Below are 16,808 nucleotides of genomic sequence, written 5' to 3'. Positions count from 1 at the left end.
CCCGGGGTGACTGAAGCACCCACCCACGACGAAGCCCACGGCGGCGGTCTCGGCGTCCGTCTCAACTGGCTCCGGGCCGCCGTGCTCGGAGCCAACGACGGCATCGTCTCCACCGCGGGCCTCGTCGTGGGCGTCGCCGGCGCGACGGAGTCGCAGGCCGCGCTCCTGACCGCCGGTCTGGCCGGCCTGCTCGCCGGCTCGATGTCGATGGCGGCGGGGGAGTACGTCTCGGTCTCCACCCAGCGCGACTCGGAGAAGGCGGCTCTCGCCCAGGAGCGGCGCGAACTGCGCGAACAGCCCGAGGCGGAACTGGCCGAGCTGACGGACCTCCTGTCGGCTCGCGGCCTCTCCCCGGACGTGGCCCGCGAGGCCGCGGAACAGCTCACCGAACGCGACGCCCTGCGCGCCCACGCGCGCGTGGAGCTCGGTATCGACCCCGACCAGCTCACCAACCCCTGGCACGCGGCGGGCGCCAGCTTCCTCGCCTTCACGGTCGGTGCCCTCCTCCCGCTCCTCGCGATCGTCCTCCCGCCCGCCTCGATCCGCCTCTGGGTCACGGTCCTCTCCGTCCTGGCCGCCCTCGCCGCCACCGGCTGGTGGAGCGCCCGCCTGGGCGCGGCCCCACCGGGCCGAGCGGTCCTGCGCAACATGGGCGGCGGGGCGCTGGCGATGGCGGTGACGTACGGGGCGGGGTCCTTGTTGGGGGCGGCGGGGGTCTAGGGCCGTCCCCGCCGGCCGAACCAGCGCAACTTCCACTCCCTGCAACGGAGTTCCTCCCCCTGCGGCCGCCGTCGCCGCGATCGTACGCCGAGCGGCCTTGTCGGAAGGTGCCAAAGCTTGCTGACAAGCCGTCTCGCATACTTGTCGGTAACAGCGTCTAGCCGGGTCCGACCCGCGCCCCTACCGTCGTCCCCATGCCGAACCTGCCCGACGTCGTGTTCTGGTCCATTCCGGCTTTCGTCCTGCTCACCGTCCTGGAGATGGTCAGCTACCGGCTCCATCCCGACGAGGACGCCGCCGGGTACGAGACCAAGGACGCCGCCACCAGTCTCGGCATGGGGATCGGCAGCCTCTTCTTCGACTTCCTCTGGAAGATCCCGATCGTCGCGATCTACACCGCGGTCCACGAGCTCACGCCGCTCCGCGTCCCCCTCCTGTGGTGGACGATCCCGCTGATGCTGCTCGCGCAGGACTTCCTCTACTACTGGCAGCACCGCGGACACCACGTCATCCGCATCCTGTGGGCCTGCCACGTCGTGCACCACAGCAGCCGCAGGTTCAACCTCACCACCGCGCTGCGCCAGCCCTGGACCGGCCTGACGTCCTGGCCGTTCTATCTGCCGATGATCGCCCTCGGCGTGCACCCGGCCGCCGTCGCCTTCTGCTACTCGATCAACCTCGTGTACCAGTTCTGGATCCACACCGAGCGCATCGACAAGCTGCCCCGCCCCTTCGAGTACGTCCTCAACACGCCCTCCCACCACCGCGTCCACCACGCCTCGCAGGGCGGCTACCTGGACCGGAACTTCGGCGGCATCCTGATCGTCTGGGACCGGATGTTCGGCTCCTGGGTGGGAGAGACCGCCAAGCCCGTCTTCGGGCTCACCAAGAACATCGAGACCTACAACCCGCTGCGCGTCGCCACCCACGAGTACGCCGCCATCGCCCGCGACGTACGGGCCGCGACGAGCTGGCGCGAGCGCGCCGGACGGGTCTTCCGGGGTCCCGGCTGGCAGCCGGGCGGCCCCGCCCCCGAGAAGGGCCCGGCCGCCGAGAAGCGCCCCGCCCCGGAGCCCGCCACGTGAAGAACTCCTCCCGTGTGCTCCTCGCCGCCTTCGCACTCGTCGTCGACTTCTGGGTCATGCTGACCTACATCGCCGCCCAGTACCTGCTGACCGCGGGAGTGCTGAAGGCGGAGTACGGTGAACGTCGTACAACCGACTGACAGCAAGGACCGTCCGCCATGCGCGCCACCACCATCCACGCCCCGTTCGACATGCGCGTGGAGGACGTACCCGACCCCGTGATCCAGGACTCCACGGACGTCGTCGTCCGTGTCCTGCGCGCCTGCATCTGCGGCAGCGACCTCTGGGCGTACCGCGGCGAGTCCGCGCGCCAGCCCGGCCAGCGGATCGGCCACGAGTTCCTGGGCATCGTCGAGGCGGCGGGCACCGACGTCTCCGGCTTCTCGGCCGGCGATCTCGTCGTCGCCCCCTTCGTCTGGTCCGACGGCACCTGCGACTACTGCGCCGAGGGCCTGCAGACCTCCTGCCCGAGCGGCGGTTTCTGGGGTTCCGTGGGCTCCGACGGCGGCCAGGGCGAAGCCGTCCGCGTCCCCTTCGCCGACGGCACCCTCGTCAAGCTGCCCGCCGAGGCCGCCTCCGACGACCGGCTGCTGACCGCGCTCCTCGCCCTCTCCGACGTGATGGGCACCGGCCACCACGCCGCCCTCGGCGCGGGGGTCCGCAAGGGCTCCACCGTCGCCGTCGTCGGTGACGGCGCCGTCGGTCTGTGCGGTGTCCTCGCCGCCAAGCGCCTCGGAGCCGAGCGGATCATCGCCCTCGGCCGCCACACCGCCCGTACCGACATCGCCAGGACCTTCGGCGCCACCGACGTCGTCGCCGAACGCGGCGAGGCCGCGGAGGCCGCCGTCCGCGAGCTCACCGGCGGCCAGGGCGCCCACGCCGTCATCGAGGCCGTCGGCACCGAGCAGTCCATGCGCACCGCCGTCGCGATCGCCCGCGACGGCGGCTCCATCGGCTACGTCGGCGTCCCGCACGGCAGCGGTACGGGACTCGACCTCTCCGTCATGTTCGACCGGAACATCGCGCTGCGCGGCGGCGTCGCGCCGGTCCGCGCGTACATCCCGGAACTGCTCCCGGACGTCCTCGACGGCACCATCGACCCCTCCCCGGTCTTCGACCTGACCGTCGGCCTCGACGGCGTCCCCGGCGGCTACAAGGCGATGGACGAGCGCACCGCGCTGAAGGTCCTCGTCAGGCCCTGAGCCATGTGGGGTCGTCCCGGCCCTGAAGGCCCGGCGGACGCGACCAGCCCGCCGGGCCGCCCTCGTACGAGACGGGCGACAGCGCATGCCGCAGCCGGCCCAGCGGGCCGTCCGTCTCGGTCAGGTACCGCTCCGGTTCGTAGCCGGGGAGCGTGTGTGTCAGCCAGTGCCCGGTCTGCGCCAGCGCGAGGCGTACGAGACGCGTACCGCCGTCCCGGTCCTGCTCGGTCAGGGAGCGCAGCACGGCCGCCGCGAGCAGATAGCCGGAGCCGTGGTCCAGGGCCTGTGCAGGCAGCACGCCAGGCTTCTCCTCCGAACCCTCGGTGAGCGCGATGCCGGTCGCCGCCTGCACCAGGCTGTCGAAACCGCGCCGCTCGGCCCACGGGCCGTAGTCGCCCCATGCCGAGAGCCGCGCGATCACCAGACCGGGCCGGTGCGGCTCGAAGCGGTCCAGAGCGCCGGGACGGTACCCGGTGACCAGGACGTCGGCCGCGTCCAGCAGCTCGTCGAAGGTACGGCGGCCCGAGGGGCTGTCCAGATCGAGCGCGGCCGTCCTCTTCCCGATGTCCGTTTCGGCGTGCTGGTCCGGCAGTTCGGGGTTGCCCGGCGGATCGATCCGCAGCACGTCCGCCCCGAGCAGCGCGAGCGTCCGCGTCGCGACAGGCCCGGCGATGACCCGGGTGAGGTCGAGCACCCGCAGCGGACCCGAACGCCGCCGCGGCGGAGCGTCGTCCAGCCGCTCCCGGGTCAGCAGCGGCCGCTTCGCCACCTCCCTGCCCTGCCCGGACGCCGCCCACTGCTCCGGGGTGCGGACGGCGACGGCGAGGCCCCCGGCCGCGTACACCGCCGACTCGACGTCGACGGCCTTCCGCTCGGCGATCGCCGCCGCGACCGCGGCCACCGCCTTCTCCGGGGCCGGCACCGTGCCCTGCGCGCCCAGCGCGTCGAGCAGCGCCCGCCGGTGGTGCGGATAGTTCGCGTGGGTACGCACCCATCCGTCCGACGCCCGCCAGAACCGCGACAGCGGCGCGAAGTTCACCGGTGCCCGGCCGTTCACCAGGAGGTGACGCTCGCTCACGAAGGCGGTGGCCACCGCACCGTCGTCCACCCGGACCCCGCCCGTCCGGCCCTCCCGCTCCACCGCGGCGAGGCCGGCGACCGCGACCGTCGCCCGGGCCAGGTCCATCACCGGAAGCCGGGCCGGCAGCAGCCCGGAAGGGCCGACGTACGACACCCGGTCGACCAGGGCGGGATCGCCGCCGAGGGCCGACCACAGCAACTCCGTACCCGTACGCACTGTGTTGTCCATGGAACGCATGATGGCACTCAGTGCCATGCGAAGGGGCCCTGGTGCGACACACCGCACCAGGGCCCCGTCACGCGTTCCTACCGGCGGACGGCGTCCAGCGCGTCCACCAGACCGGCTCCGTAGAAGCCGTTCTTGTTCTTGCCACCCTCGCACACGGCGTCGATCTTGCCGTCACCCTCGATGTCGTACGGGTTCGTGCAGGCGCGGTCGTCGGCCTGCGCGTACAGCAGGGCCTTGAGCGCGGCCGGGCTCGCCTTCGGGTGCGTCGACTTCAGCAGCGCGAGCACACCGGCGGCGTGCGGCGAGGCCATCGACGTACCGGCCTTGTAGTTGTAGCCGCCGTTGACCGTGGTCGACAGGATGCGGCCGTTGACCGCCGGGGCGGCCGGGGTCTGGTATTCGGTACGGTCGCCGCCCGGGGCCGAGATGTCGACGACACCGAGACCGTAGTTGGAGTACGAGGCCTTCAGGTCCTTCGCACCCGTGGCGGACACCGTGACCACACCCGGCAGCATCGACGGGTAGTCGAGGCACTCCTGCGGGTCGATGACGCGGGTCACCGGCGTGGTGTCGTTCGGGCTGGTGACGTCCGTGATCTCGTCCGCCGCCAGGTTCATCCTGGAGTTGCCGGCCGCCGCGACGTTGACCGTGCCCTTGTGCTCCGCGTAGCGGGTGGCGCGGGTGACGGCCTCGATCAGCGCCTTCTGGTCGGCGTCGTTCTTGCACGCGAACAGCCACGGGTCCGTGTAGTAGCTGTTGTTGGTGATGTCGACACCGTGCTCGGCCGCCCACACGAAGCCGCAGACGACGGCCTCGGTGTAGAAGAAGCCGTCGGGGGTGGACACCTTGATGCCCGAGACCTTCACGCCCGGCGCGACACCGGTGACACCGATGCCGTTCTTGGCGGCGGCGATGGTGCCGGCGACGTGCGTACCGTGGTCGCTCTCGCCCGGGTTCGGACGCCACGAGCCCGGCGTCGTGTTCGGGGCGCCGGTCACACAGTTGGCGGACGCGGCGGCGTCGAAGTTCGGCGCCAGGTCCGGGTGGGTGTCGTCGACACCCGTGTCGATGACGCCGACCGTCACCTTGCTGCTGCCGAGCGTCTTCTGGTGGGCCTTGTCCGCCTTGATGGCGGGCAGGTCCCACTGCAGCGGCTCGAGCGGGTCCTGCGCGTCCGTGGCACCGGCCGCGGCGGCCGTCGCCTCGGCCGCGGTCAGCGCCTGGCCGCCCTCGCCGACAGAGGTGTCGGTCTGGACGGACAGCGGGGCGGTGCGCGTCGAACCGGCGGACACCACACCCTTCGCCTGACGGATCGTCTTCGCGAACTCGGGGTTCTGCGAGTGGACGACGATCACACCGATCTGGTCATAGGAGATGACCACCGTGCCACCGGCCGCGGCTATCGCCTTCTTCACCGAGGCGGCCGTCCAGCGGCCCCCCTCGATGTTCACGACGTACGACAGCTTGGGACCGTCCGTCGAGACGGCGGCCGTCGCCGGGGTGTCGCTCAGTTCCGCGGCGGATGCGCCGGTCGGAAGGAAGCCGAGCGAGGCCGTGAGCGCGAGACCGGCAGGCAGAGCGAGTACTCGGCCGCGTCTCGATCCCAGATGAGCCATGGGTTCTCCACATCATCCGTATGTACTGCCCGCGCGCGGATTGCGGACGGGCAGGTGCATGACGAGTGAAGTTATCGCTGATCATCCCGCCCCTTCAATGAGTTGAGAGGACTTCATGAAGATCCGGAGGAAGGTCCAGGAGAGGAAACATTCGCGGTGAACCGCTTCGCCCCGCGCTCCGTGCCGTTGTGCAGGGGAGGAGCTCCGCCCGGAGCCCTCTTCCCCCACCCCCCCAGCGAGGCCCCTTTGTCCATGCCCACCGCACCCGCGTCACGAGGAGAATCCGTGGCTACCGAAGCACCGCCGCCGCCCGGAGGCGGCACGTACGCCGACCACACCGGCCCCGCCCAGCCCACGACAGAGGCGTTCGTCGAGGTGCAGGAGAGCGCGGAGTTCGGCGAACTGCGCCGCACGTACCGATCCTTCGCCTTCCCCCTGACGATCGCCTTCATCGCCTGGTACCTGCTGTACGTGCTGCTCTCCAACTACGCGGGCGGCTTCATGGGGACCAAGCTCTTCGGCAACATCAACGTGGCGCTCGTCCTCGGCCTCGGCCAGTTCGCCACCACCTTCCTCATCGCCTGGCTCTACTCGCGGCACGCGGCGGACCGCCTCGACCCGAAGGCCGAGGCCATCAAGTCCCGTATGGAGAGCACGGCAGGCACGGAGGCAGACGCGTGAGCAGCTTCTTCGAGACCGTGTCGGTGGCGGCCGAGAACGCCACCAGCGAGCACCGGCCGCTGATCATCACCCTCTTCGGCGCCTTCGTCGTCGCCACGCTCGTGATCACCGTCTGGGCCGGCCGCCAGACCAAGAGCGCCGCCGACTTCTACGCCGGCGGCCGCCAGTTCACCGGATTCCAGAACGGCCTGGCGATCTCCGGCGACTACATGTCCGCCGCGTCCTTCCTCGGCATCGCCGGCGCCATCGCGCTCTTCGGCTACGACGGCTTCCTCTACTCGATCGGCTTCCTGGTCGCCTGGCTGGTCGCCCTGCTCCTGGTCGCCGAACCGCTGCGCAACTCCGGCCGGTTCACCATGGGCGACGTCCTCGCCTACCGGATGCGGCAGCGCCCCGTCCGTACCGCCGCCGGCACCTCCACCATCGTCGTCTCGATCTTCTATCTGCTCGCCCAGATGGCCGGCGCCGGCGTCCTCGTCTCGCTGCTCCTCGGCATCACCAGCGACGGCGGCAAGATCGCCATCGTCGCCCTCGTCGGCGTGCTGATGATCGTGTACGTCACCATCGGCGGCATGAAGGGCACCACCTGGGTGCAGATGGTCAAGGCCGTCCTGCTCATCGCGGGCACGCTCCTGATCACCTTCCTCATCCTGCTGAAGTTCAACTTCAACCTCTCCGACCTGCTCGGCGCCGCCGCCACCAACAGCGGCAAGGGCCAGGCCTTCCTGGAGCCCGGCCTCAAGTACGGGGCCACCAGCATCTCGAAGCTGGACTTCATCTCGCTCGGCATCGCGCTCGTCCTCGGCACCGCCGGCCTGCCGCACATCCTGATCCGCTTCTACACGGTGCCGACCGCCAAGGCCGCCCGTAAGTCGGTCAACTGGGCCATCGGCATCATCGGCGCGTTCTACCTGATGACGATCGTCCTCGGCTTCGGCGCCGCGGCCCTGCTGAAGAACAGCGACATCATCGCCTCGAACAAGGCGGGCAACACGGCCGCCCCGCTGGCGGCCCTGGAGATCGGCGGCGGCGCCGGCTCCACCGGCGGCGCGATCCTGCTCGCGGTGATCTCCGCCGTCGCCTTCGCCACCATCCTCGCGGTCGTCGCCGGACTGACCCTGGCGTCGTCCTCGTCCTTCGCGCACGACATCTACGCCAACGTCATCCGGCGCGGGAAGGCCACCGAGCAGGAGGAAGTCCGCGCCGCGCGCTGGGCGACCGTCCTCATCGGAATCGTCTCGATCGCGCTCGGCGCGCTCGCCCGGGACCTCAACGTGGCCGGCCTGGTCGCCCTCGCCTTCGCGGTGGCCGCCTCCGCGAACCTGCCGACGATCCTCTACAGCCTTTTCTGGAAGCGGTTCACGACCCAGGGCGCGCTCTGGTCGATCTACGGCGGTCTGATCTCCTCGGTCGTGCTCGTGCTGTTCTCGCCGGTCGTCTCCGGCAAGCCCACCTCGATGTTCAAGACCGTGGACTTCTACTGGTTCCCGCTCGAGAACCCGGGGCTCGTCTCCATCCCGCTGGGCTTCCTGCTCGGCTGGCTCGGCTCCCTCCTCTCGAAGGAGGAGCCGGACAAGGGCAAGTACGCGGAACTGGAGGTCAAGTCCCTCACCGGTGTCGGAGCGCACTGAGCCGCGCACGGTACGCGACCACGGAGCGGCCGTGTCGTAGGACTCTACGACGCGGTCGCTCCGGTCCTCGTTCCAATCGGCCCCTGCTGGTTGTCCGCGCTCTCGCGTACTCTCGGCTGTAGAAATCACCGAAAGACAGGGAGGGGGCCCACAGTGCTCATCGACACCTACGGCCGTGTGGCCACTGACCTGCGTGTTTCGCTCACCGACCGGTGCAATCTGCGGTGTACGTACTGTATGCCGGAAGAGGGCCTGCAGTGGCTGGCCAAGCCCGATCTGCTGACCGACGACGAGATCGTCCGGCTGATACGGATCGCGGTCACCGAGCTCGGCATCACCGAGGTCCGCTTCACCGGCGGCGAGCCCCTGCTCCGCCCCGGCCTCGTCGGCATCGTCGAGCGGTGCGCGGCCCTGGAGCCCCGGCCCAAGATGTCGCTGACCACGAACGGCATCGGGCTCAAGCGCACGGCCGTCGCCCTGAAGGCCGCCGGCCTGGACCGGGTCAACGTCTCCCTCGACACCCTCCGGCCCGAGGTCTTCAAGACCCTGACCCGCCGCGACCGCCACCACGACGTGCTCGACGGCATGGCCGCCGCGCGCGACGCCGGTCTCACCCCGGTCAAGGTCAACGCGGTCCTGATGCCCGGACTCAACGACGACGAGGCCCCCGACCTGCTGGCCTGGGCCGTGGAGAACGCGTACGAGCTCCGCTTCATCGAGCAGATGCCGCTCGACGCCCAGCACGGCTGGAAGCGCGACGGCATGATCACCGCCGGGGACATCCTGGAGTCGCTGCGCACCCGCTTCACGCTGACCCCCGAAGGCGCGGACGAGCGGGGCTCGGCCCCCGCCGAGCGCTGGGTCGTGGACGGCGGACCGCACACGGTCGGTGTCATCGCCTCCGTCACCCGCCCGTTCTGCCGGGCCTGCGACCGGACCCGGCTCACCGCCGACGGTCAGGTCCGCACCTGTCTGTTCGCGACCGAGGAGACGGACCTGCGGGCGGCGCTGCGCTCGGACGCGCCGGACTCCGAGATCGCCCGGATCTGGAAGCTGGCGATGTGGGGCAAGAAGGCCGGTTCCGGTCTCGACGACCCGAGCTTCCTGCAGCCGGAGCGCCCGATGTCAGCGATCGGCGGCTGAGCCCCCGGCCGAATCGTCGCTCGACTCCCACTCCGCGAGCGGTACGACGTCCTTGAGGAAGCCCCGTACGCCCAGGAACTGGGAGAGATGCTCGCGGTGCTCCTCGCAGGCGAGCCAGGTCTTGCGGCGCTCGGGCGTGTGCAGCTTGGGGTTGTTCCAGGCCAGCACCCACACCGCGTCGGCGCGGCAGCCCTTGGCGGAACAGATCGGGGTTTCGTCGGTCACCTGATCATTGTCCAGCAATGGCGATGCCGAGCAGCCACGGGGGGAGCTGCCCGGCATCGGTCCGTCGCTCCGACGGGGGATGCGGAGCGCGTAGGAAGTATGTCACGGGGAATGGGGTGCGGTGCACCGGAACTTCATGATTGATCTGAGCTTTTCTTGAGCTTTTAGGTCGCTGTGATGATCAACTCTGACCGTACGAACGTTCCGTACGGGCTTCCGCCGGGCCGTCTCCGGCAGGGAGCTCCGGACGCGTCGGTGCCGGAACGAACGACGAGGGGAGGGACGGCGATTTCTCCCGACCCGCGTTGGCGATGACCACGGCGATATAGGGGAGCACTCCGCCGAGCACGAGAGCCACGATGGCCACATGGCGCTCGATGCCCCACAGGACGACTGCCGCGATGACGGAGACCGTTCGCACCAACATCGAGATCACATACCGCCGCTCCCGGCCGCGCACATCGTCGGACAGGCCCTGACGGGCCCCGGTGATTCGGAAAACCTCTGCTCCGCCATGCTTCCGCATCGCATTCCACCACCAGCGTCCACGCCGGACTCTCCCCGGTCCGGACCTGTCTCCACGGTACGCCCGACGTCCGACGCGGGGGAGACCGGGTCACGTATGGTGCCGTCCGACATGCGCCGTATGGCGGATGAGCCGAGACTGGGCCCACATGCGCAGATTGCGCCGCATGAGGAGGCGGTCCATGAGTTGGTTGTGGGCGATCATCGTGGGTTTTGTACTCGGCCTGATCGCGAAGGCGATCATTCCGGGAAAGCAGCAGATCCCGCTGTGGCTGACGACCGTATTCGGCATTATCGGCAGTGTTCTCGGTAATTCCGTCGCGGGCTGGATCGGGGTCGAGGACACCCGCGGTATCGACTGGACACGCCACCTGCTCCAACTCATCGGCGCGGTCGTCGTCGTCGGCCTCGGTGACATGCTGTGGGCCTCGATCCGGGGCAACAGGCAACGGGCGTGACGGCCCGGAGAGGCCCGGACATGACGGAGGCCGGCACGCGCGCGACGCGCGTACCGGCCTCCGTCATGTCGTGCTCCCGGGCATCTCCATGCTCCGGGGGCTTCGGGGATCAGACCTCCGCGCCGACCTCGATCGCCGCCAGGTTCTTCTTGCCCCGGCGCAGCACCAGCCAGCGGCCGTGCAGCAGCTCGTCCGCCGACACCTCGGCGTCCTCGGCGGTGACCTTCACGTTGTTCACGTACGCCCCGCCCTCCTTCACCGTGCGCCGCGCCGCCGACTTGCTCGGCGCCAGACCGACCTCGGTGAACAGGTCCACGACCTGACCGAGCTCCGCCACGCGCGCGTGCGGCAGCTCGGAGAGCGCGGCGGCCAGCGTGGGCGCGTCCAGCTCGGTCAGGTCGCCCTGCCCGAACAGCGCCTTCGAGGCGTTGATGACGGCCGCGCACTGCTCGGCGCCGTGCACCAGCGTCGTCAGCTCCTCGGCGAGCGCCCGCTGGGCGGCCCGGGCCTGGGGTCGCTCGGCGGTCTGCTGCTCCAGCTCCTCCAGCTCCTCGCGGGACTTGAAGGACAGGATCCGCATGTAGGTGGAGATGTCCCGGTCGTCCACGTTCAGCCAGAACTGGTAGAACGCGTACGGCGTGGTCATCTCCGGGTCGAGCCACACGGCCCCGCCCTCGGTCTTGCCGAACTTGGTGCCGTCCGCCTTGACCATCAGCGGGGTCGCCAGCGCGTGCACCTCGGCCCCCGGCTCCAGCCGGTGGATCAGGTCGAGGCCGGCCACCAGGTTGCCCCACTGGTCGGACCCGCCCTGCTGCAGCGTGCAGCCGTAGCGGCGGTACAGCTCCAGGAAGTCCATGCCCTGGAGCAGCTGGTAGCTGAACTCGGTGTAGCTGATGCCCTGCTCGGACTCCAGGCGCCGGGCGACGGAGTCCTTGGTCAGCATCTTGTTGACCCGGAAGTGCTTGCCGATGTCCCGCAGGAACTCGATCGCCGACATGCCGGCGGTCCAGTCCAGGTTGTTCACCATGACCGCCGCGTTCTCCCCCTCGAAGGAGAGGAACGGCTCGATCTGGGTCCGCAGCCGGTTCACCCAGTTCGCGACCGTCTCCGGGTCGTTCAGGGTGCGCTCGGCGGTCGGCCGGGGGTCACCGATCTGGCCGGTGGCCCCACCGACCAGCGCCAGCGGCCGGTGACCGGCCTGCTGGAGCCGGCGGACGGTGAGCACCTGGACCAGGTGACCGACGTGGAGACTGGCCGCGGTCGGGTCGAACCCGCAATAGAACGTGATGGGACCGTCCGTGAGAGCCTTGCGCAGTGCGTCCTCGTCGGTGGACTGGGCGAACAGCCCGCGCCACTTCAGCTCGTCGACGATGTCGGTCACGATTCGTCCGTCTCCTTGATTGGTTGTCGTCACGCCGCCCTCAGTCTAGGCGGGTCATACACCCTTGCTGACCGAGCTCATGTTGAAGTCCGGCACCCGCAGCGCCGGCATCGCGGCCCTGGTGAACCAGTCGCTCCACTCGCGCGGCAGCGTCTTCTCGGTCCGTCCCGCCTCCGAGGCCCGCGACAGCAGGTCCACCGGCGACTCGTTGAACCGGAAGTTGTTCACCTCGCCGACCACCTCGCCGTTCTCGACGAGGTAGACACCGTCGCGCGTCAGCCCGGTCAGCAGCAGCGTCGCCGGGTCGACCTCGCGGATGTACCAGAGGCAGGTCAGCAGCAGACCACGCTCCGTGGAGGCCACCATCTCCTCCAGCGAGCGCTCCCCGCCGCCGTCCAGGACCAGGTTCCCGGCCCCGGGCGCCACGGGCAGGCGAGTAAGCCCCGCCGTGTGCCGGGTGGTGATCAGATGCTCCAGCTTCCCCTCCCGCACCCAGTCGATCGGCATCAGCGGCAGACCGTTGTCGAAGACGGAGGAGTCGTCGCCCGAGGAGTGCGCGATCACGAACGGCGCGGACTCCAGACCCGGCTCGTTCGGGTCGCTGCGCAGGGTCAGCGGCAGCGGGGAGAGCGTCTCGCCGAGCCGCGTCCCGCCGCCCGGCTTCGAGAAGACCGTACGACCCTCCACCGCGTCCCGGGCCGCCGAGGACCAGAGCTGGTAGATCAGCAGGTCGGCCACGGCGGTCGGCGGCAGCAGCGTCTCGTACCGGCCGGCCGGCAGCTCGATCCGGCGCTCCGCCCAGCCGAGCCGCTGCGCCAGGTCGGCGTCGAGGGCGGCCGGGTCGACGTCCTTGAAGTCGCGGGTGGAGCGCCCGGCCCACGCGGAGCGCGAGCGGTCGGGGGACTTGGCGTTCAGCTCCAGGGTGCCGTTGGGCTGGTCGTGGCGCAGCCGCAGCCCCGTCGACGTACCGAGGTAGGTCGAGGTCAGCTCGTGGTTGGCGAAGCCGTACAGCTCGCGCCCGCCGGCCCGGGCCCGCGCGAACGCCTCGCCGAGCGCGGGCGCGAAGTCCGCGAAGACGGCGGAGGTGGTCTCGGCGGGCGCGTCCCTGAAGTCGGGGGAGACGTCGACGCCCTCGACCAGCGGCTGCGCGTCCTCGGCGGGCCCCGCGGCCCGGGCGGCCGCCTCCGCGGCCCGCACCAGCGGCTCCAGGTCGTCGACGGTCACCGCAGAGCGCGACACGACGCCGGACGCGGTGCCCTGCCCGCCGTCGACGGTCGCGACGACCGTGAGCGTACGGCCGCGCGTGACGCCGTTGGTGGTCAGCGCGTTGCCCGCCCAGCGCAGATTGGCGGAGGACTCCTCGTCGGCGATGACGACACATCCGTCCGCGCGGGACAGCTCCAGGGCCCGCTCGACGATCTCGTACGGCTTGCTGACGCGGCTCATCGACCGGCCTCCTGCGTCGTGTTGAGACTGTGCTTGCCCGGGGGACGCCCCCCGGACCCCCGGCAGATTCCGTGGTGACCGGTCATCGTCCCGCCTCCTGCGTCGTGTTGAGGATGTTGACGCCCCTGAAGAGGGCCGACGGGCAGCCGTGGGAGACCGCCGCCACCTGGCCCGGCTGGGCCTTGCCGCAGTTGAACGCGCCACCCAGGACGTACGTCTGCGGGCCGCCGACCTTCTCCATCGAGCCCCAGAAGTCCGTCGTCGTCGCCTGGTACGCGACGTCCCGCAGCTGGCCGGCCAGCTTGCCGTTCTCGATGCGGAAGAAGCGCTGCCCGGTGAACTGGAAGTTGTAGCGCTGCATGTCGATCGACCAGGAGCGGTCGCCGACCACGTAGATGCCCCGCTCGACGCCCCCGATCAGATCCTCCGTGGAGAGCCCGCCCGGGTCCGGCTGAAGGGAGACGTTCGCCATCCGCTGCACCGGCACATGGCCCGGCGAGTCGGCGAAGGCGCAGCCGTTCGACCGGCCCAGGCCCGTCAGCTTCGCGATCCGCCGGTCCAGCTGGTAGCCGACGAGCGTGCCGTCCTTCACCAGGTCCCACGACTGCGCCTCGACGCCCTCGTCGTCGTACCCGATGGTCGCGAGCCCGTGCTCGGCGGTGCGGTCCCCGGTCACGTTCATGATCGACGAACCGTACGCCAGCTTCCCCAGCTGGTCGAAGGTGGCGAACGAGGTCCCCGCGTACGCCGCCTCGTAGCCCAGCGCCCGGTCGAGCTCGGTGGCGTGCCCGATCGACTCGTGGATGGTCAGCCAGAGGTTCGACGGGTCGACGACCAGGTCGTACGTGCCCGCCTCCACGCTCGGCGCCCGCATCTTCTCGGCGAGCAGCTCCGGGATCCGCTCCAGCTCCGCGTTCCAGTCCCAGCCGGTGCCGGTCAGATACTCCCAGCCGCGCCCGACCGGCGGCGCGATCGTCCGCATCGAGTCGAACTCGCCGGTCGTCTCGTCCACGGCGACCGCGGTGAGCTGCGGATGCAGCCGGACCCGCTGCTGGGTGGTCACGGTGCCCGCCGTGTCCGCGTAGAACTTGTTCTCCTGGACGGTCATCAGCGAGGCGTCCACGTGCGCCACGCCCTCCGCCCGCAGCAGCCGCTCGCTCCAGTCGGCGAGCAGCGCGCCCTTCTCGGCGCCGGGGATGTCGAAGGGGTTGATCTCGTACGAGGAGATCCAGGTCCGCTCCGCGTGCACCGGCTCCTCGGCCAGCTCCACCCGCTCGTCCGACCCGGCCGCCGCGATCACCTTCGCGGAGAGCTTGGCCATGGCGACGGCCTGCGAGGCGACGCGCGCGGCCCCGTCCATGGTCAGATCGACCCCGGAGGCGAAGCCCCAGGCCCCGCCGTGCACCACCCGCACCGCGTACCCGAGGTCCGTGGTGTCCGATGAGCCCGAGGGCTTGGCGTCCCGCAACCGCCAGGAGGCGCTGCGCACCCGCTCCAGACGGAAGTCGGCATGGTCGGAGCCGAGGGCACGCGCGCGTGCGAGCGCGGCGTCGGCGAGCGCCCGCAGCGGCAGCGCCGTGAAGGCTGCGTCGATGGAATGGGCCTCAGATGGCACAGCTGTCTCCTGTCGTGTGAGACCGGTCGCCTCCGATCATGTCGCGCTTTCGGCCGCCGCGCCCAGACCTTTCTGTAGGGACCCGACAGTGACATCCGTACGCCACTGTCAGGGGTCGATTCCCCGGCGAAGGGACCGGACCGATAGGTTTTCGGTAATCAGACCGCTATCGAAAGGGTGATCCGTTGAGCCGCTCGGTTCTCGTCACCGGAGGCAACCGGGGCATCGGCCTCGCCATCGCCCGCGCGTTCGCCGAAGCCGGCGACAAGGTCGCGATCACGTACCGCTCCGGGGAGCCGCCGGCCGCCCTGACCGAGCTGGGCTGCCTCGCCGTCAGGTGCGACATCACCGACGCCGAGCAGGTGGAGCAGGCGTACAAGGAGATCGAGGAGAAGCACGGTCCGGTGGAGGTGCTGGTGGCCAACGCCGGCGTCACCAAGGACCAGCTGCTCATGCGGATGTCCGAGGAGGACTTCACCTCCGTCCTCGACACCAACCTCACGGGCACCTTCCGGGTCGTCAAGCGCGCCAACCGCGGGATGCTGCGGGCCAAGAAGGGCCGCGTCGTCCTGATCTCCTCGGTCGTCGGACTCCTCGGCTCGGCCGGGCAGGCGAACTACGCCGCGTCCAAGGCCGGCCTGGTCGGCTTCGCCCGGTCCCTCGCCCGTGAGCTCGGCTCGCGCAACATCACGTTCAATGTCGTCGCGCCCGGGTTTGTCGACACCGACATGACCAAGGTGCTCACCGAGGAGCAGCGCAAGGGCATCGTGTCCCAGGTGCCGCTGGGCCGTTACGCGCAGCCCGAGGAGATCGCCGCCACGGTGAAGTTCCTCGCCTCGGACGACGCTTCGTACATCACTGGAGCCGTCATCCCGGTTGACGGCGGATTGGGCATGGGTCACTGATCACATGAGCGGAATTCTCGAGGGCAAGCGCATCCTGATCACCGGTGTGCTGATGGAGTCCTCCATCGCCTTCCACGCCGCGAAGCTGGCCCAGGAGCAGGGCGCGGAGATCATCCTCACCGCCTGGCCGCGGCCGACGCTGACCGAGCGCATCGCCAAGAAGCTTCCCAAGCCCGAGAACGTGAAGGTCCTGGAGCTCGACGTCTCCAACGACGAGCACCTCGCGCGCCTGGAGGGCCAGGTCCGCGAGCACCTGGGCGACCGAATCGACGGCGTCGTGCACTCCATCGGCTTCGCGCCGCAGGACGCCCTCGGCGGCAACTTCCTGAACACGCCGTTCGAGTCCGTCGCCACCGCCATGCACGTCTCGGCCTTCTCCCTGAAGTCCCTGACCATGGCGCTGCTGCCGCTGATGAGCGAGGGCGGCTCGGTCGTCGGCCTCACCTTCGACGCGAAGTTCGCCTGGCCGCAGTACGACTGGATGGGCCCGGCCAAGGCCGCCCTGGAGGCCACCAGCCGCTACATGGCGCGCGACCTGGGCAAGCAGAACATCCGCTGCAACCTGGTCTCGGCCGGCCCGCTCGGCTCCATGGCCGCGAAGTCCATCCCCGGCTTCTCCGAGCTGGCGAGCGTCTGGGACAGCCGCTCCCCGCTGGAGTGGGACCTGTCCGACCCGGAGCCGGCCGGCCGCGCCATCGTGGCCCTGCTGTCCGACTGGTTCCCGAAGACCACGGGCGAGATCGTGCACGTCGACGGCGGTCTGCACGCCATCGGCGCGTAACCGGATCGGCGCACAAGCGTTCGCACGAAGGCCGGGCGGCCCCTCCCTGGAGGGGGCGCCCGGCCTTCGTCGTTCCCGCCTCCGT

17 protein-coding genes are annotated in these 16,808 nt (G+C 70.3%); 10 read left to right on the top strand and 7 right to left on the bottom strand.

Annotation, left to right across the window (positions count from 1 at the left end; translation table 11 throughout):
* Positions 1 to 6: 6 nt before the first annotated feature.
* From ABZ939_RS23960 to ABZ939_RS23945, 4 genes are all read left to right on the top strand, one after another.
* The gene (locus tag ABZ939_RS23960) at positions 7 to 720 is read left to right on the top strand and encodes a VIT family protein (protein WP_361858708.1); all 714 of its coding nucleotides are present in this window, start codon (positions 7 to 9) and stop codon (positions 718 to 720) included.
* A gap of 194 nt (positions 721 to 914) precedes the next feature.
* A complete protein-coding gene (locus ABZ939_RS23955; protein ID WP_361858705.1) occupies positions 915 to 1,805 on the top strand; it encodes a sterol desaturase family protein in 891 nt (296 codons plus the stop codon).
* Entirely contained in the window at positions 1,802 to 1,945 is a 144-nt protein-coding gene (locus tag ABZ939_RS23950) for a hypothetical protein (RefSeq protein ID WP_361858702.1), read from the top strand. Before ABZ939_RS23955 ends, ABZ939_RS23950 begins: the two co-directional genes overlap by 4 nt.
* Before the next feature lie 18 nt (positions 1,946 to 1,963).
* Positions 1,964 to 3,007, top strand: a complete 1,044-nt coding sequence (locus tag ABZ939_RS23945; protein ID WP_361858699.1) for a zinc-dependent alcohol dehydrogenase family protein — start codon at positions 1,964 to 1,966, stop codon at positions 3,005 to 3,007.
* Here ABZ939_RS23945 and ABZ939_RS23940 read toward each other — a convergent pair.
* Together ABZ939_RS23940 and ABZ939_RS23935 are read right to left on the bottom strand one after the other, a co-directional pair.
* Complete coding sequence (locus ABZ939_RS23940; protein ID WP_361858695.1) at positions 2,997 to 4,316, bottom strand: CoA transferase; 1,320 nt, start codon at positions 4,314 to 4,316, stop codon at positions 2,997 to 2,999. The genes ABZ939_RS23945 and ABZ939_RS23940 overlap by 11 nt on opposite strands.
* Before the next feature lie 77 nt (positions 4,317 to 4,393).
* Positions 4,394 to 5,932, bottom strand: a complete 1,539-nt coding sequence (locus ABZ939_RS23935; RefSeq protein WP_361858692.1) for a S8 family serine peptidase — start codon at positions 5,930 to 5,932, stop codon at positions 4,394 to 4,396.
* 285 nt (positions 5,933 to 6,217) lie between these two features.
* On the opposite strand from ABZ939_RS23935, the gene ABZ939_RS23930 reads away from it, so the two are divergent.
* The 3 genes from ABZ939_RS23930 (at position 6,218) to moaA (ending at position 9,387) form a co-directional block, all read left to right on the top strand.
* The gene (locus tag ABZ939_RS23930; RefSeq protein ID WP_361858689.1) at positions 6,218 to 6,613 is read left to right on the top strand and encodes a DUF485 domain-containing protein; all 396 of its coding nucleotides are present in this window, start codon (positions 6,218 to 6,220) and stop codon (positions 6,611 to 6,613) included.
* Entirely contained in the window at positions 6,610 to 8,244 is a 1,635-nt protein-coding gene (locus tag ABZ939_RS23925; protein ID WP_361858686.1) for a cation acetate symporter, read from the top strand. The genes ABZ939_RS23930 and ABZ939_RS23925 overlap by 4 nt, the downstream gene beginning before the upstream one ends.
* 153 nt (positions 8,245 to 8,397) lie before the next feature.
* Positions 8,398 to 9,387 carry a GTP 3',8-cyclase MoaA gene (gene moaA / locus ABZ939_RS23920; protein WP_361858683.1) on the top strand — a complete coding sequence of 330 codons (990 nt, stop codon included), beginning with the start codon at positions 8,398 to 8,400 and terminating at the stop codon, positions 9,385 to 9,387.
* Here moaA and ABZ939_RS23915 read toward each other — a convergent pair.
* Together ABZ939_RS23915 and ABZ939_RS23910 are read right to left on the bottom strand one after the other, a co-directional pair.
* Positions 9,370 to 9,669 (bottom strand): hypothetical protein, encoded by a 300-nt coding sequence (locus ABZ939_RS23915; protein WP_361858680.1) that lies wholly within the window; start codon positions 9,667 to 9,669, stop codon positions 9,370 to 9,372. The two genes, moaA and ABZ939_RS23915, sit on opposite strands and share 18 nt — an antisense overlap.
* 124 nt (positions 9,670 to 9,793) lie before the next feature.
* Positions 9,794 to 10,138 carry a DUF3099 domain-containing protein gene (locus tag ABZ939_RS23910; RefSeq protein WP_361858677.1) on the bottom strand — a complete coding sequence of 115 codons (345 nt, stop codon included), beginning with the start codon at positions 10,136 to 10,138 and terminating at the stop codon, positions 9,794 to 9,796.
* Positions 10,139 to 10,319: 181 nt separating this feature from the next.
* On the opposite strand from ABZ939_RS23910, the gene ABZ939_RS23905 reads away from it, so the two are divergent.
* A complete protein-coding gene (locus ABZ939_RS23905) occupies positions 10,320 to 10,595 on the top strand; it encodes a GlsB/YeaQ/YmgE family stress response membrane protein (RefSeq protein WP_361858674.1) in 276 nt (91 codons plus the stop codon).
* Positions 10,596 to 10,704: 109 nt separating this feature from the next.
* Here ABZ939_RS23905 and tyrS read toward each other — a convergent pair whose 3' ends face one another.
* The 3 genes from tyrS to ABZ939_RS23890 form a co-directional block, all read right to left on the bottom strand.
* Entirely contained in the window at positions 10,705 to 11,976 is a 1,272-nt protein-coding gene (tyrS, locus tag ABZ939_RS23900; protein ID WP_361858671.1) for a tyrosine--tRNA ligase, read from the bottom strand.
* Between the two features lie 54 nt (positions 11,977 to 12,030).
* Positions 12,031 to 13,422, bottom strand: coding sequence for a metallopeptidase TldD-related protein (locus ABZ939_RS23895; RefSeq protein ID WP_361858668.1), 1,392 nt, complete (start codon positions 13,420 to 13,422; stop codon positions 12,031 to 12,033).
* An 82-nt stretch (positions 13,423 to 13,504) separates the two neighbouring features.
* The gene (locus ABZ939_RS23890; protein ID WP_361858665.1) at positions 13,505 to 15,037 is read right to left on the bottom strand and encodes a TldD/PmbA family protein; all 1,533 of its coding nucleotides are present in this window, start codon (positions 15,035 to 15,037) and stop codon (positions 13,505 to 13,507) included.
* 185 nt (positions 15,038 to 15,222) lie between these two features.
* Here ABZ939_RS23890 and fabG point away from each other — a divergent pair, with 185 nt between their 5' ends.
* Complete coding sequence (fabG, locus tag ABZ939_RS23885) at positions 15,223 to 15,942, top strand: 3-oxoacyl-[acyl-carrier-protein] reductase (RefSeq protein ID WP_361858662.1); 720 nt, start codon at positions 15,223 to 15,225, stop codon at positions 15,940 to 15,942.
* A 4-nt stretch (positions 15,943 to 15,946) separates the two neighbouring features.
* A complete protein-coding gene (fabI, locus tag ABZ939_RS23880; protein WP_361858659.1) occupies positions 15,947 to 16,723 on the top strand; it encodes an enoyl-ACP reductase FabI in 777 nt (258 codons plus the stop codon).
* The last annotated feature ends 85 nt before the right edge of the window (positions 16,724 to 16,808 follow it).

It is taken from the genome of Streptomyces sp. NPDC046712, from assembly GCF_040645695.1.
Taxonomy (GTDB): Bacteria; Actinomycetota; Actinomycetes; order Streptomycetales; family Streptomycetaceae; genus Streptomyces.
The sequence above is the reverse complement of the archived record's forward strand: the minus strand, read 5'-3'. Positions and strand labels throughout refer to the sequence as shown.